This is a genomic window from Pseudoalteromonas luteoviolacea (genome assembly GCF_018100925.1).
Lineage (GTDB): Bacteria > Pseudomonadota > Gammaproteobacteria > Enterobacterales > Alteromonadaceae > Pseudoalteromonas > Pseudoalteromonas obscura.
Genome location: NZ_JAGJEH010000002.1, coordinates 599539 through 615777 on the forward strand (window position 1 = coordinate 599539; position 16239 = coordinate 615777).

A 16239-nucleotide genomic window follows, 5' to 3' on the forward strand; every position below is an offset into this window, starting at 1 on the left:
AATCATGTTTAATGTCTTAGTGAAAACGAGCCTAAAGCACCGACTGGTAGTATTGCTTATCGCTTTTGTGATGATGGCTTATGGAGTCATACAAGGGCAAAAGCTGCCTGTCGATGTCTTTCCCAACTTGAATAAACCGGTTGTTACCGTGCTGACTGAAGCTGGAGGAATGGCACCTGAAGAAGTTGAGCAACTGGTTACATTTCCATTGGAAAATTTACTCAATGGTGTCACAGGGGTGACGCGTATTCGTTCCACCTCTGGGATCGGGTTATCCATCATTTATGTTGAATTCGAGTGGGATACGGATATCTATCGAAATCGGCAGTTGGTTTCGGAGCGGCTGGATTTGGCATCAGAGCAACTTCCTAACGGGATCAGTTCAGTTATGGGGCCTGTATCGTCTATCATGGGAGAAGTGATGTTAATCGCTTTACCCATTAATGAGCCTGGCAGTATAAATGCAATGGCGGCACGAGAATACGCTGATTTCGTATTGCGCCCAAGACTATTGTCGATCCCGGGTATTTCTCAAGTCATCCCCATTGGAGGGCAAGTTCGCCAGCTTAGAGTTGCGCCAGATACTGTGCGAATGCGCCAATTTGATATCGATGTAGATACCCTTAAACGTGCACTGGAAGACTTTGCTGCGAATTTTGGCGGCGGTTTTATCGACTTGAATAATCAGGAGTACTTGATCCGACATCAAGGTCGAACTCTCGATGAAAGTCATCTACAAAACATGGCGGTTGGGTGGCAAGCAGGGCGTCCAATTGTACTTTCACAAGTAGCAACAGTAAGTTACGCGGAAGCCGAAAAACGGGGGGATGGCGGCTTCAATGGCAAACCCGCAGTGATCGTCAATATTCAAAAGCAGCCTAGTGCTGATACTGTGCAGCTGACAAAACAAATTGAATCAGCATTAGCGGAGCTAAACTCTGGATTACCTGCTGGTTTGGCTGCGCCACAAGTACTCTTTAGGCAAGCGGACTTTATCAAATCTTCTATTGATAACGTCACTGAAGCCCTGCGAGATGGTGCCATTATGGTGACCATCATCTTGTTTCTATTTTTACTCTCGGTAAAAACCACGGCCATATCGCTGCTTGCTATCCCATTGTCGTTGGCTTTAACAGTCCTTGTATTCCAGTGGCTGGGGCAAAGCATTAATGTGATGACCTTGGGAGGGCTTGCGATTGCTATTGGTGAATTGGTGGATGATTCTGTTGTAGATGTTGAGAATATTCTCAGGCGTCTTAAGCTAAATGCACAATCACAAGAACCAAAACCGATCTTTAATGTAGTTTGGCAAGCGAGTGTTGAGGTGCGGTCGGGTATTGTATATGCAACAGCGATAGTGATTCTGGTATTTCTTCCTCTATTTGCCTTACCGGGTATAGAGGGGCGGTTATTTTCCCCGCTTGGTTTGGCTTATATCGTTGCGATTCTCGGGTCACTTCTGGTGTCAATGACTGTTACGCCAGTACTGTGTTACTACTTGCTGCCAAAATCCAAAGTGATCCATCAAGGAGATAGCTGGTTAGTGACGCAGCTGAAGTATATGCAAAGCCTATGGATAGAGTGGGCACTACCTAAGTCAACTCAGTTCATTGCCATAGCAGGTTTAGTCGCGGTGATCTCAGCTGCCAGTATTACTCAGTTTCCACGCGCTTTTTTACCTAAATTTAATGAAGGGTCATTGGTGCTTGGTGTCATTTTTGAGCCGGGCACTTCGCTCGAAGAATCAAACAAGATGGGACATTTGGCTGAGTCTATTCTTTTGTCAGTACCTGAAGTTACGCAAGTAGGTAGGCGAACCGGTCGGGCTGAGTTAGATGAGCATGCGGAAGGTGTGCATTCTTCGGAAATTGATGTCGATCTTATTTCATCTGCGCGCAGCCGCGAAGAAGTACTGGCAGAAATTCGTGAGAAATTGTCAGTGCTGCCAGGGCAAGTTGCAATTGGCCAACCGATCTCACACCGACTCGATCATTTACTATCAGGTGTCAGGGCACAGCTGGCGATAAAGCTTTTTGGTGATGATTTAGAAGCTTTGAGAATAAGTGCGCAAGCCTTAAGTAAGAAGCTAGAGTCTGTTCCCGGCTTAGTGGATATTAATATTGAAAAGCAAGTATTAATTCCTCAGCTTAGCGTGCGTATAAAGTATCAACAGCTAGCAAAGTATGGACTGACACCCGGTGCAGCACTGCGGCAGTTAAGTGTTTTAACCGAAGGCACACACGTAACAGACGTGATTGATGGGGTAAAACGTTTTGCTTTGGTACTGCGCTTAGATGATACGAGCCGAACACCACAAGCGCTTGCGAACACTCTAATTGACTCGCCTGCCGGAGCCATTCCCATATCCTATATTGCTGATATTCAACTGCTTGATGGGCCTAATCAAGTGCTTAGAGAAAATGGCCGTCGTCGCCTTGTGCTCTATGCTAATAGTGAAAATGTGGATGTAAAAGCATTGATGGTTGCTATACGAGAGGTTGTTGAAAATCATGCGCTACCAGATGATAGTTTTGCGAGCTTAGAAGGACAATTTTTGGCCCAAGAACAAGCAATGCGGCTGCTCATCGGTCTGTCAGCCTTGTCATTTGTGCTGATTTTTTTAGTTTTGTATTTACGTTATCAGTCTTGGGCTTTTGCAGCCATTATCATGTGTAGTCTGCCTATGGCATTAATTGGTGCAGTAACAGCCATGTGGCTTACCTCTACGTCACTGTCGGTTGCGTCCGTGGTGGGCTTTATAACATTGACTGGCATTGCAGCACGTAATGGTATTTTAAAAATAAGCCATTACCTTAATTTAATTCGGTTTGAAGGAGAGTCATTTGATAAAGCACTCATTATAAGAGGGGCAAAAGAACGTTTGTCTCCTGTTTTGATGACCTCCATGGTAACGGCATTTGCTCTGATCCCACTGTTATGGGCAGCGGATCAACCAGGAAAGGAAATACTTCATCCAGTGGCCATTGTGATTTTTTCTGGGCTGATAAGCTCGACCTTGCTGGATACTTTACTGACTCCATTGCTGTATTGGAAGTTTGGCAAAAAACCCACAAAAGCGTGGCTTAGAAAAAATTCAAACGAGTTGGTTTAAACAGGTTTGTGCAGCAACACCTATACAACCACCAAGTTTGCTGCTTTAAATTACTAATAAAACTATGAGAACTAAAATATGAAAACATCTATCATAATCGTTATTTTACTTACATTAAAAACCCTTGTTTTTGCACCGTTGGTCAGTGCACACGGGAGTACTCAGCCACTTCACGGGGGCGTAGTTAAAGTAGAGCATGAAATGGTCTTTGAGCTAGTCCGCGAAGAAGCTGGCACAAGTGTGTACTTGCGCGATCATGGCAAGCCTTACCCAACAGCCAAGGTAACCGGCTCAGTAACTGTGCTTGCTGGGGGAAAAAAGTCTGACGCGCCATTAACTTCAGCTGGAGACAACAAGTTGACAGCGGCGGTGAGTATTCCTGATGGGGCTAAAGTTCTGGTAAAAGTAAAAGAAGCTGGCCACCATTCTGTGACGGTGCGTTTTACTTTTTAAGTAAATAGGATTGGAATACCTAGAAGTTTCTTCTAGGTATTCTAAAACCATGTGGTGCACTAAAAACGAATTTTTGATTAAAACTTGTTCTACCTCAAATTAATTATCAATATATATCACTTCTGTAACTTTCTGATTAATAACACTGTCTACGAAACGTATTCTATATGGGGCCACATTTGGTATCGCCGTTGAATTGGCGACTGGGTTTTTGGCAACGCATAGTGTAACAGCGTGTTGGAGTGGCGGCGCAAAGGTAGTCAGACAGCTCCAGTATGCTGATTTGTTTTTTATCTAGATTTGAGTAAATTAATATGGATATACGCCTTTTCTCTCCTTATTTCCTTGGTTCTTATGGTGAAAATAATCATGAATTTGAGGATATATTTTTAGAATTTTTCCGTGATCATGTTTATTGGCGGCGTAGCTTTCACCCAGAAGATTTGCCACCGGTTTCCATTCTTGAAAAGCAATCTTCTCACTACCTTGAAACCATGGCTAAAACTAAACAGGAGCTGCATAAACTCAGTGCCGATCTAAAGCAATCAGTGCCATTTTCAAATCCTCGTTACATCGGCCATATGGCATCAGATGTGTTGTTACCAGGTATGTTGGGGCAATTTATAACAGCCTTATATAACCCAAACAATGTAACCGAAGAAGCTGCGCCCGTTACAGTTAAAATGGAGCTTGAAGTTGGTAATAACCTTGCGGCCATGTTTGGCTACAATTTAGACCCTAGCAACGGCCCGGTTGCATGGGGACATCTTACTTCGGGTGGCACAGTGGCCAACTATCAGAGCCTTTGGATGTTTCGCTCTGTTAAATATTATCCGCTTGCCGTAAAACGTTGTGGCGAGCTGGCTGATATTGATTTTGTTGATGGGAAAGGGCGCTCATTGCATCATATGTCAACATGGGATTTGATGAACCTCTCAATAGATGAAGTGATACAAATTCGCGTGAACTGTTTGAACCAACTCAAAGCGATGGGGGATGACAAGTACGATGAACTGATCCAACTACTGAGAGAGCAACGCATTGAACATCAAGGGCATATCGACTTCTTTGAGCAGCATAAAGAGTTAAAACAACCTGTAGTGTTAGTCCCTGCAACAGCTCATTACTCTTGGGTAAAAGCGATGAAAATACTCGGGATCGGCAGTAAAAATTTATGGCATGTACCAACTGACGAAAAAATGCGACTTGATCCTGAGGCACTGAGATTACTATTACTCAAAGCAAAGTCTGAAAATCGAACGGTATTGGCCGTAATAGGTGTATTGGGAACAACAGAATTCGGCACAGTAGATCCCATTTCCGATATTGTCACCTTACGCGAGGAAATGATCCGTGATGAGTCGCTTAATTACTATATTCACATAGACGCCGCATGGGGTGGGTATTTATCTTCTGTATTTAGAAATGAAGAGAACAATCTGCGTTCACACGATGAAGTCAAAGCCGGATTTGAGCATTTTCCGTCTGCCAAAGTGTACGATGCCTTTGCAGCACTGAAAGATACAGATTCAATCACCGTTGACCCGCACAAGCTAGGTTACATGCCTTATGGTAGTGGTGCATTTATAGCCAGAAATAAGAATATGTGTGGATTTGTTGTGCAAGAAGCCGCTTATGTTTTTGATAAAAAGAACCGCTTTGTGGAGCCTGAGCCAAAACTAAACCAACTCGGGCAGTATATAATGGAAGGCTCTAAACCGGGAGCGGCCGCAGCTGCCAGCTATGTTGCGCAAAATGTTTTGCCATTGAATGCCGAGCAGTTTGGCAAATTACCTGCCAGTACGATACGGACGACCGAAGTGTTTTACCACAAAATATCAGAATTGAGTGACAAGCTAAAAGGCAAGGCAACGCTCATCACTCCGATGGAGCCTGACACGAATTTGATTTGTTTGGCGATAAACCCTGCTGGAAATACCAGTACTCGGGTATTGAATGATTTTACCCGTAAGGTATTCGAGCATATAAAAATTGAGAAAACGACTCCCTTGTTTAACAAAGAGTTTATTGGTTCATACACCTCTATTTTTAGAAAAAATATCGATGACTCAGTGGCGCAAAGTTTGTGCAGTAAATTGGGGTTAGACTCAGGCTCTTTTGTAACTGATATTGAAAAGGCTGAATATCAAGACAACGCATTGTTTGTATTACGTCATACACTAATGAATCCTTGGTTGTCAGATGATAAAAATGGTGAAACCTATTTAGATATGTATCTAACTTACCTAGAGGAAACAATTTTAAGGTTGATTGAGCAGTAAATCAGATTGACCTTTGTCGGACTGCGGCCTGTTACCCACACAAGCGCACAGTCCTTAAAAATGGGCTTAATCAGTTTTTCGTTCTTGGTATCTCAAGAGTATAAAAATTGAGTAGTGTACCCAGTTTTATATTTTCATAAGGAGAAAAAATGAAAAAAATATGTTTTGGAATATTACTTTTAATTTTGTCTGGTCATGTTTTTGCAAAAAACATAGCGTACTTGTGCGCTGATCCAGACTTCAAAAAAGGGCATGAGTACAGAGAAGTTGCCTTAAGAAAACTAATTGCTGATAGAAGTGTTGATGCGATACAAATTTGCTGGGCACAAATAGGTCTAACAGAACCGCTTTGGATCAATAGACCCCTAGAGATCATGGGGGTAGGTGAAAATACACGCATATATGCCAAAACTAAATTTGCAGACAATGCGGCGATGATTAAATTCACACACAATGCCAGTGGCAGCAAAGTTTACAATATGCTTATTGATGGTAGGTCGCGGGCAGCGAAAGGAATAGAGGCCATTGGCTTAAATGGTTTTACGGTAGAGAGGGCCTCTATCCGAAACTTTTTAGGCACGAATTTTAAAAACGGATCTGTTGGTCATTACACTGAGATTTACCCAGCACGTGCGATCCAAATCAAAAATAGCGGCAATATTGATATTCTATTCAATACCATAGAAAACATTGGAGGATATGATACAAGTGCTGATAAGTACTTCGATGGCACGAGTTTGGTTGGAAAAATTCATTTAGCACATAGAGGGATTGTGATTTATGGCTCTTTCATTGGGTCAGTCAATGTAACTGGCAATACCATTAACAATGTATTTGGTTATTTAGATGCAGATGCGATTCATTTACAGGATATACATTGCAACACAGCTTGTTATCCCGGCGTTGTGACCAACAATACGATAAATAACTTTGGTAAAAGGGCCATAAAAATCCAAACAGGTAATATTACCGTTCATCGTAACAGGATCATGTCGAGTGGGTTGAGTGACTCTGTAAATAATAAAACAATTGGTACAACCGGGGCAGCGATATCGTCATATTGTCTTATTTACCCTTGCGAAGGGAATGTTATTTCTAACAATACCATTGATTTACAAAGAGCCTTTAGAGGGATACAAGCGAGAGGCCCTCATTTTATAGGCAATAATCAAGTAACGATCCGCAGTAGCCACAAAACAGGTAGAGGTCACCCGACCTATGAGTTTTCGATGCAGCTATATGGCGGCATGACGCATTTTGCATCTAACCGTATTGTTGGAAGTGCAAAGAATCCGCACTTTGGCACGACGAACTACGCCGATGGTTATTGTGTGAAAAATGTACCGCTAACCGACATCGGGGATATTAAATACGACTGTGAAGCTCGTTTACCTGCTTCGGTAATTATTAGGTAGTTACTCATACCGCTCATTGTGAGCCTCTTTGGGGCTCACACCTATGGAGTATAATTTTCAAATTTATATATGCTCCATGTTTAATAATAGGCCAAACAAGTATTTTCTTTACGATAGCCTTAAGGGCATGTTACTAGACTTATCTATTCACATTTGATTAAAATTCCGGCTTCGTTATACGTTAGTTGTGATTGTGGGAAAAGCTGTGCATCTATTCATATTGATCATATTAATTGTGAGTATCTATTTATACATTGTCTATCTAAATAGGTCCGGTGATAGAAGTGTTACTGAACTTTTTAGCATCGAACCAGGTAGTCTTGATGTCGTGACAATTGATAAAGTATTTATTACAGATCCTCAAGCTGAGTACATTTATCACGCAGAAATTGATACCAATGCTGTTAATCGAGATGGGATCGGTGAGTTATACAAGGCGCGTTATTTTGCCCTAGTCAGTGTGAGTTTTGAAGACGACTTTCGAGAGGTTGCTTTGCACAGTCTGGAGTACAACCAAGAAAATGAGTTCTATGCAGCAGATGAGTCTGTGTTGGCAAGTTTTTACCCATTGAGCCCGAGCGCATTGATTGAACAAGCGCCTAGTTCTGGACCTTGGTTGTTATATGTTGATGATGATTGGTTTATTGAGCTACATATCAACTTGGACGTAAATAACGTTTACTTTATATATACTGAAATTAATGGTCAACGATGCACGTCAATCACAGTGTGGGCTGAAGGGGACTTTTTAACGATTGGCGATATGCACAGCAAGCTAAATCAGCTGATCCGTAAATACGAAGACATGCCATACCACCGTTTTACAGGTGCAGTGCGTGTGTAAATTTCAACCTACATATTGGCTTATTCACCCGCTTCTAAATTTCTTTTTATTGCTCAAATAATATTCATTTAGGCCGATAACCTATGCGCATGGATGGGCTTGGAGGAGCTATGAAAATTGAAAATGCACAAATCGAAATGGCAAATAAACATGAAAGTCGGCTTCATGTTGTTGAAAAGCGAACAGATATATCTCAGCCTGTAGAGGCGCGAGCGCAAATGGCAGAAGAGAAAGTTCAGTTGTATCAAACAGAGGCTGAGAAGGCTGATATTGATATAAACAGTGATGCCAAGATGTATATTCTTAAGTTGTTGGTTCAAAAGCTAACCGGTGAAGAGGTTGATTGGTATGACGATACAATTGGCAAAGATATTGCTGATTCAGAAGCGAATGTAAACAGCGTAGAAAGTGTAACAGCGCAAGCTGATCAGCCAACCCACGTTATTGTTGAGCGTTTAACTCATGAGCAGCAATCTAATATCTTTAAAGCTGGCGGGCAAATCCAACTTGAAAGTGGTGAACAGATATCCTTTGCGTTTAAGTCTGTTTTCGCGCAATCGCACACTAGCTATCAACGCACTATTGAAGACGTAAATATGAAAGACCCGCTAATTATCAGTTTTACAAACAAGGCTGTCGAGCTTGATAAAGAGCACATGAACTTTGATATTGACGCTGACGGGAAAGCAGACAGTGTGGCCCATTTAAAAAAAGGTTATGGATTTTTAGCACTTGATTTAAATGGCAATAATAAAATCGACGATGGAAAAGAGTTGTTTGGTGCTTTGAGTGGCAACGGTTTTGCCGACTTAGCGAAGTATGACGAGGATGGTAACGGGTTTATTGATGAAAATGACGCAGTATTTGAAAGTTTAAAAGTCTGGGTGAAAAACAAAAGTGACGATAAGCTTGTGTCCCTGTCTGAGGCAAACATTGGGGCTATTTCACTGCAAAATGTCGACACACCACTCAACATCAGAGAGGAAGGCGAGTTAAAAGGTGTCATTCGCAAGTCAGGTTTTTATCTGGATGAGCAGGGTAAACCAAAGTTAGTACAGCAGATAGACTACGTTGTTTAATGGTAAGGTGTGCCTGTTGGGATCCACGACTAGGTATACAAGTGTTAAAGACGGGGTGCCACTTTAAACGTTAATACGTCACCCTGAGCCCAAACTCGCCACCCTGCCACTCTGAAGTCAACCTTGCCACGCTAAACTTAAGCCAGTCACGCTAATAAACTTAAGCCAGTCACTCTTAACCTAAACCTGTCACTCTGAACCTAAACTCGTCACCCTGAACTCGTTTCAGGGCCCACAACTTCCATTACAAAACATGGATTGCGGGGCAAGCCCACAATGACGGAAGCAACGGGGCAAATAATGTATAAGGCATAGGCTGTATATGTTTAAGTGTGCCGCAGTAAATCGGCCACATGATACTGTTCAAACACGGTTACTGCTCTGTATTGAGTGGTGCACCGAATCCCAATCTATTTCCACTTGGGTCAAGCACTCTAAAGTCTCGAACATTGAAGCTACGATCGGCTATCTCAAGTTCAATATTAGCTCCGTTCGACACACAAGACTCATAATATTCATCTAAGTTTGTTACATGAAAGAAAATGACGGAAATCCCCGTTGGACCACCTCCTGATGCGTCTAATTGAAGTTCGAAACCATCTAATGCAACACCAGCTCTGATAGTTGGTTCCCCCCAAATCCATGTAACTGTGAATCCGAGCGCATTTTGAAAATATTCAAGACTGAGCTGCAGGTCATTAACTGCCAACACAGGGTTCATCAAGGTTACTTTAGCGCTTTGTGTCATAATTCGTGTCCTTCATTACTTGATAGGCCCACTCCAGCACACATTAAGATGATACGGGGGGAGGCAGTCTCTTAAGACTGTCAGGTTTAAAGAAATTCTTCAACTGGAATAAATTAAGGTAAAGCGCAATGGTTTGTAATCGATTTTTGACTTTTATCTCCACACCTTCAAAGAGTATTTGATTTATTCGTAAGCGAAGGAGGCTTTATGCGCATATTTATGCAAGTGGTGGTTTATTTTACATTCGTGATAGGAATGAGCAGATGTGCAGTATATAACCCCCAACAACCTGAAATAAAAAGAGAACTTAGTACATGACTTGACAAGACAATTGTTTTTTAGAGGAGTCCAAATTTAATAGTGAAGACGAACCAATTGCTTTTAATAATCTTGTCAAACACTCGCACTTGAATTTAACAATACCAGAGCTAAGAGGTGCGTTGAAGGAGGTTTCTAGCTTGCTCGCAAATGTGGATTTTATCAATCCTGCGCAAGCCTTTATTGTACCCAAAATGATTTTGATAGTAGCTCATGTGTTGCGCCGAGCTGTTTTGTTTGGGACTAAAAATAGCTCGACTTTTTGGTAGGCAATTACCTGATAAAAATGAGGCGCTACGTCTCATTTGGTAATTTGTTATGGTGGGGCTAACTTGCTTGATATACAACCGCCGTAACGCTTGTGCTTACGGCAAAGGAAGGTTTTATGACAGTACGGCTTTAACCTGCATGTTTGACGTTAAAGTCGCTGTCATAAGTCACTTTAACGGGCCGTTTCTGCCGCCACTTCTTTTAACTTATCCAAAATGAACTTTTGATTCCGGTTATCTACAAAGGCAATCTGATTAGATGTAAATACATTGTGTTTGGTATCCATTGCATATAGCCTCACAAGGCCGGTACTACCCCAAAAGGTGTTTATAAGAGACTGGTCTTCTTTGGGAAAAGAGTTTAATTCGCCGGAACGAAAATGCAGGATATTAGTGGAAGAAGGTTGTAACTCTGCCTGCTCAGTATACCTTTGCATTTTTAGACGAATATCAACATAGTTATTGTCGCTAATTTGCACACGCATCAGTGCGAGTGGTCTCAGTGACGTGCTAACTCTGCCGGCATTGGAGGCGACAACTTCAACAGTAAAATAGGTATGGTGGTTTACTTGTTGGGCTTTAAGTTTTTGCAACTGAGTTTCAATATTGCGAATATCATCTCTAAGCCTCTCATGACGCATGCTTGATTCCTCGATAACATCTGTGATGTCTTCTTTTACGTCATTGAGTAAAAATTTCAGTGCCGCAAGGTTGATATTAGGCTCCGAGTCTTGGTTAAAGTCCATTTGTGAGTAGTTACGCGTGATCGTCAGCACTTGGTTTTCAAAATATTTGGCTTCTGCATCATCAATAAAATTACTGAGGTCCCAGCTTTTAAGTTCGCTAACACGAAACTCGATAAGCGGGTAGTTTAGATTGTTGGGATCTAGATATGCGTCTATTCGTTCAATGCTCTTTTGTAGGTTAGCTTTTGTATTGGCGATGTTTTTTAGATCTTGTTTTGCTTTGTCATATGCTGAAAATAAAGTACCAATGGAGAATTCTGGATAATCAATTTTGTCTCCTCGTTCACCGAGTCTATTGTATTCATACAATTGGCTTTCTGGAATATAGGGCTCAAGCAAGGCGAGTTCGTCAGTATCGAGAGAGACCTTAAATTGAGGTGAGTCGTTTCGGTTAATCGATGCAACCTCAATAACAACTTCAGATGTTTCGACAAAATAAATCTGCCATATTGGCACAATAGCTGCGCCGGCGACCCCGAGAACACTTAGCATGACCGTTTTTAAATTCTTGTGTAGCTTGCTCTGTAGATTCGCTTTTGGTTCGGAAGTTGGAGAGTTATCTTTATCCATTGTGCGGCCTGCTCATTTTTTGTTGTTAGGCTAAGCGAAAAACAATGGCGATACTCGGGCATAACGAGCAAATAGCTAACAACAATCAGTTCCTAATCCATACACGGCATTTTTACTCTTATTCATCGCTTACACATGGTTACTTGTTACCATAAAAGGTAAAGTTCACGAGTTTCAAACCTTGGCTATACTCTTGGTTTAGTTGAGGTGGAATGTTCTAGAGACAACACTTTAAAGTGTTGCAGGTTTTAATAAACGGATTAATAGCATGATAAGAATCACGGTTGCTTTGTTAGCAATGTTTGCTGTCGGTACAGCACAAGCTTTGCCTAAAATTCAATTTTCCAAACTCGATCTAGCGCAAAACAAGCGCCTTATTGTTTTTATTAACGACACAAACTCGCTCAGTGGTTTGGCTGCACAAGTCAACGCACATACTGATGGGCAATTGAAAGCTGCCATTGATAGTGCGGCGTTTGAAAGTAAGTTTGGCAAAACTCAGACTTTTTATGGACTAGCACCATTTGCACAGGTAACTGTAATAGGTACTGGCTCTGGTTCACTGACTCAATCTCAGTTGCAAGACTTAGGTGGATACGCTGCGGCAAGTACACCAGCAAATGGTAAACACCAATTTACCGTGATGGCGGATTCTTTAAATACATCAGTATCCGTGCCGGCAGCTTGGTTGGCCATGGGGGCGGGACTTCGTGATTACCACTTCGACAAATATAAAGCTGCGACTGCACAATCTCAGCCTCGGGATTTTGTATTTCAAACAGCGAACTACAATGCAGCCTCTAGCAAATACCACACTGACTTGAAATATATGGTACAGGGCGTTCATTTAACTCGAGATATGGCTTCTGAGCCGGGTAAATCTCTTTACCCGCAAAGCTTTGTTAATAGAGTGAAAGATGCGTTTGACGACATTGATAACATCGACATTGATGTTTTAAAAGTCAGAGACATGAAAAAGCACCAAATGGGGGCAATTTTAGGTGTAGGGCAAGGCTCTATCCACGAGCCTAGAATGTTAGTGATCCAGTATCGCGGTGGTGAGAAAGGTGAGGCGCCAATTGCGTTGGTGGGCAAGGGGATCACATTTGATACAGGTGGGATCAGTCTGAAGAAAAACAGTGGTATGTGGCAGATGAAATCTGATTTATCTGGCGCAGCAGCGGTTGCAGGCACAATGCTCGCAGTTGCAAGTCGCGGTGAAAAGGTTAACTTGGTTGGTGTTATGCCTCTTGCCGAGAATATGCCTGCCGAAGATGCAATTCGTCCTGGAGATGTTTTAAAAACAATGCAAGGTACTACCATTGAAATCATTTCCACTGATGCAGAAGGTCGTTTACTTTTAGCTGACGCAGTGCGATATACGCAAGATGAATTTAAACCAAGAATGCTGGTAAATATTGCGACTTTAACCGGTTCGGCAGCGAGAGCGTTAAGTGATGAATATGCTGCGCTTGTTACACGTGATTGGTCGCTGGCACAAGACATGATGAATATTGGAGAAACCAGTGGTGAAGCTGTTTGGCCGCTCCCGCTACACCCTAACTTTTTTAAGCAGATAAAGTCTGATATCGCAGACATTAAAAACTCTGGTGCAGGTAATCCAGGAGCGAGTATTGGCGCCGCCGTGGTCGCAACTTTTGTCGATAAGGATGTGCCTTGGGTACACTTGGATATTGCTGGTGTTGATTGGTTAAACAAGCCAATTGCAGTCGCGCCTAAAGGGTCTCAAGGTTGGGGTGTACGCTTTTTAGATCAATTGGTACGTGAAAACCGTAATTAATCGACTTCTATTATTGCCTTACCCTGAGTAATAATGGCTGTATGTTATTTAGTGTACATATACCTCAAAAAAGCAGCCTTGCTATCAAGGCTGCTTTGACGGATATAAAAGCTTTAACTTTACCTTAGCCCTTCACTGGGTTCTTGAGAAGTAATTTTACGGCAAGGGATATAGGTCGCGGTTAATACCATTAGCGTGATAAATAAAGGAATTCCCAAAATTCCCAAGGCATAGCTATCGCTGCTGATCAGCATAGATTGTGATAATTGATTCATTACCACCAGTGACATACAAACTCCGCCAATTAATCCAATAACGAGTTGGATTCCAGCCTCTTTCATAAACAGACCAGTCACTCGACTATTACTTGCGCCCAAGGCTCTGCGTGTTGCTATTTCTTGACTTCTGAGCGCAATGCTATTTGAAGAAACTGCAAATATGCCACTGGCTGCTAAAAATAGCGCGACTGATCCACACCACAAAAATATGCTATTAACTGCGTTGACAAGCTGCATGGGCTGAGCAATATACTCGTCATAGCGCTGAATTTGGTTGAGTGTGACATCGAGATCCATCGCTGCCACAGTCTCTTTTAGAAGTGTCTGAGCTTGTGCTTGAGACCCTCGATAGTGCACAACTATTTCCATGTTCCAAGCGCGTAAATCCATTATGCCGTAACCTGTATGCCATGCGCTGGTCGCCTGCATTGTTGGCCCATGTATGCTATCGGATACAATACCAATAATCGTACGCCATTCTGTATGCCAATTACTTTCATCTACTGTGCGTACTCGTTGTCCAATAGCATTGCCCTCAGGAAATAGGTCTCGTGCCATTGATTCGTTGATGATGGTGGGAGAGCCTCCATTTTCCAGATCGCGCAGATCAAAATCGCGCCCTTCAATGATCTTCATACCTACCACCCCCCAAGCGTTTCGACTGACAGCTTCAAAGTTCCACATTGGATTTTCGTTGTAGGCTAATGCCTCTCGGCCTTGTATTTCAAAGTGAGAGCTCCCACCACCAGTACCAGGTAGACTGCTAAAATAGGCAACGCCCTGAATATTTGGGTGTTTTTCTAGGTTACTTTTTAGTTGATAGTAAAAGTCATTGCGTTTGTCCCGCGGGTTTCTTGGATAACTGCTGGTTGGTAATAGTATTTGCGCAGAGAGCCGGTTAGCTGTGTCAACACCGTAGTCAGCATTTTGTGAGTTGTAGCTGGTAGAGAGTAATATTGTCGCGACAACAAGTACGACAGAAGATAAGGCAATCTCGGTAACGACAAGAAGTTTATTTGCTCGACCTGCTTTTTTTCCTAAGGCACCACGTGTGCCATCTCGCAAAATGGCATTTACATCGCTATTTAATGCGCGTACGGCAGGGATAATACCGGTAACTGCAACCATGAAAATAATGGCTACCAGCAGCACGAGGAATGCGTCACTGTGTAAATTTAAATGCCACCAAAATGGTTTGTCACCGCTCAGTGCAAAGAGCCGCTCAAACGCAACATTGGTAAGGTGCACGCTGATCATTGCAAGCCCCCACGCGAGCACGCCGCCGATAGAGCAAATAAACAAGCTTTCCCATAACATTTGCAGTATCAGGCGCTGTTTGGGGATGCCTAATGCAATGCGGACCCCGACCTCTTTAATCCTTTCATTGACGCGAGCGAGCAATAAGCTTCCAACATTGATGCAAGTTAAAAACAAGATCAGTGAGACGACAATAAGCATGGCGAAAAAGATGGTTTTGTGTTGAGCAACGCTGTCGTGAGTATCTTTGTAATTGAATGCTCGAATATACCCGCCAGGGGAGTTTGCACGCCACGCAAATGCTTGAGGTAAAGTTTGAAAATGACGCTGTAACAGGTTTTTAACCTCTAACTGAAGTTGCTCAAGTGAGATGCCGGGTTTTAATCTCGCCACAGCATTCATGGCATCAGTGTGTGCATCTGATGGCGCGGTGGGTGCCAGCTGAGTTTCAGATAGGGGTTCCCAAATTTGTGCAATCGCCGGAAATGTAAATCCATCAGGCATAACACCAACCACACGCTTTGAGATCCCATTTACGCGTATACTGGCATTGATGATATTTGGGTCTTTTGCCAAATACTTTGTCCAAATTTCATGACTTATCACAATGACAGGCTCGGCCCCAGCTTCTTGGTCAGATGGATTGAAACTGCGGCCGAGAATAGGTTGAACACCAGCCAATTCAAACAAGTTCCATTGGTTATAGCTGGCATGTACCTTTTTTGCACTGATGTTGTTACCTAAATCACTAATTATGGTGGTACCGGTACGATATAAGCTCACTTTGTGCAGCAAATTAGAGTGCGCACTGATGAAGCTGAGATGATAGGGATCCGCAAGTTGACCTCGACCGTGGGCTGCTCTGAATTCACCTTCAATGGCAATAAGTGGAGTGGTGCCTTGCATGGTTAAAGGTTTAAATATGAGCTGTGATAGGAGCGAGTAGGTATAGACAGTCAACCCTAAGCCGATAGCCACAATCAATATTGAAGTGGCAGAAAAAGCTGGTTTTTTGAGTAATAGCCTGAAGGCATATTTTACATCAATCCAACATGACATGAGAATGC

At 42.5% G+C, this 16239-nt stretch carries 10 protein-coding genes; 7 read left to right on the forward strand and 3 right to left on the reverse strand.

Annotated features, from left to right (window positions below):
- Window positions 1-4: 4 nt before the first annotated feature.
- From J8M00_RS05560 to J8M00_RS05585, 6 genes are all read left to right on the forward strand, one after another.
- Window positions 5-3112, forward strand: coding sequence for an efflux RND transporter permease subunit (locus tag J8M00_RS05560; RefSeq protein ID WP_211009346.1), 3108 nt, complete (start codon window positions 5-7; stop codon window positions 3110-3112).
- A gap of 78 nt (window positions 3113-3190) precedes the next feature.
- Complete coding sequence (locus tag J8M00_RS05565; protein ID WP_211009347.1) at window positions 3191-3565, forward strand: hypothetical protein; 375 nt, start codon at window positions 3191-3193, stop codon at window positions 3563-3565.
- 314 nt (window positions 3566-3879) lie between these two features.
- On the forward strand, window positions 3880-5847 hold the full coding sequence (locus tag J8M00_RS05570) for a pyridoxal phosphate-dependent decarboxylase family protein (RefSeq protein WP_211009348.1): 1968 nt from the start codon (window positions 3880-3882) through the stop codon (window positions 5845-5847).
- A gap of 149 nt (window positions 5848-5996) precedes the next feature.
- Window positions 5997-7262, forward strand: a complete 1266-nt coding sequence (locus J8M00_RS05575; RefSeq protein WP_211009349.1) for a hypothetical protein — start codon at window positions 5997-5999, stop codon at window positions 7260-7262.
- A 205-nt stretch (window positions 7263-7467) separates the two neighbouring features.
- Complete coding sequence (locus J8M00_RS05580; protein ID WP_211009350.1) at window positions 7468-8106, forward strand: hypothetical protein; 639 nt, start codon at window positions 7468-7470, stop codon at window positions 8104-8106.
- Window positions 8107-8216: 110 nt separating this feature from the next.
- The gene (locus tag J8M00_RS05585) at window positions 8217-9185 is read left to right on the forward strand and encodes a hypothetical protein (RefSeq protein ID WP_211009351.1); all 969 of its coding nucleotides are present in this window, start codon (window positions 8217-8219) and stop codon (window positions 9183-9185) included.
- Between the two features lie 373 nt (window positions 9186-9558).
- On the opposite strand, the gene J8M00_RS05590 is transcribed toward J8M00_RS05585, so the two are convergent.
- The gene (locus J8M00_RS05590; RefSeq protein WP_211009352.1) at window positions 9559-9933 is read right to left on the reverse strand and encodes a VOC family protein; all 375 of its coding nucleotides are present in this window, start codon (window positions 9931-9933) and stop codon (window positions 9559-9561) included.
- A gap of 760 nt (window positions 9934-10693) precedes the next feature.
- Window positions 10694-11836, reverse strand: a complete 1143-nt coding sequence (locus tag J8M00_RS05595; RefSeq protein ID WP_211009353.1) for a hypothetical protein — start codon at window positions 11834-11836, stop codon at window positions 10694-10696.
- A 268-nt stretch (window positions 11837-12104) separates the two neighbouring features.
- On the opposite strand from J8M00_RS05595, the gene J8M00_RS05600 reads away from it, so the two are divergent.
- On the forward strand, window positions 12105-13637 hold the full coding sequence (locus tag J8M00_RS05600; protein WP_211009354.1) for a leucyl aminopeptidase: 1533 nt from the start codon (window positions 12105-12107) through the stop codon (window positions 13635-13637).
- Window positions 13638-13756: 119 nt separating this feature from the next.
- Here J8M00_RS05600 and J8M00_RS05605 read toward each other — a convergent pair whose 3' ends face one another.
- A complete protein-coding gene (locus tag J8M00_RS05605) occupies window positions 13757-16231 on the reverse strand; it encodes an ABC transporter permease (RefSeq protein WP_211009355.1) in 2475 nt (824 codons plus the stop codon).
- Window positions 16232-16239 lie beyond the last annotated feature (8 nt).

Excerpts from the sequence above, each read along its gene's own strand:
- J8M00_RS05575 (WP_211009349.1), top strand. The coding sequence starts at position 5,997 with ATGAAAAAAATATGTTTTGGAATATTACTTTTAATTTTGTCTGGTCAT.
- J8M00_RS05605 (WP_211009355.1), bottom strand. The coding sequence starts at position 16,231 with ATGTCATGTTGGATTGATGTAAAATATGCCTTCAGGCTATTACTCAAA.
- J8M00_RS05565 (WP_211009347.1), top strand. The coding sequence starts at position 3,191 with ATGAAAACATCTATCATAATCGTTATTTTACTTACATTAAAAACCCTT.
- J8M00_RS05595 (WP_211009353.1), bottom strand. The coding sequence starts at position 11,836 with ATGGATAAAGATAACTCTCCAACTTCCGAACCAAAAGCGAATCTACAG.
- J8M00_RS05590 (WP_211009352.1), bottom strand. The coding sequence starts at position 9,933 with ATGACACAAAGCGCTAAAGTAACCTTGATGAACCCTGTGTTGGCAGTT.
- J8M00_RS05585 (WP_211009351.1), top strand. The coding sequence starts at position 8,217 with ATGAAAATTGAAAATGCACAAATCGAAATGGCAAATAAACATGAAAGT.
- J8M00_RS05570 (WP_211009348.1), top strand. The coding sequence starts at position 3,880 with ATGGATATACGCCTTTTCTCTCCTTATTTCCTTGGTTCTTATGGTGAA.
- J8M00_RS05560 (WP_211009346.1), top strand. The coding sequence starts at position 5 with ATGTTTAATGTCTTAGTGAAAACGAGCCTAAAGCACCGACTGGTAGTA.
- J8M00_RS05600 (WP_211009354.1), top strand. The coding sequence starts at position 12,105 with ATGATAAGAATCACGGTTGCTTTGTTAGCAATGTTTGCTGTCGGTACA.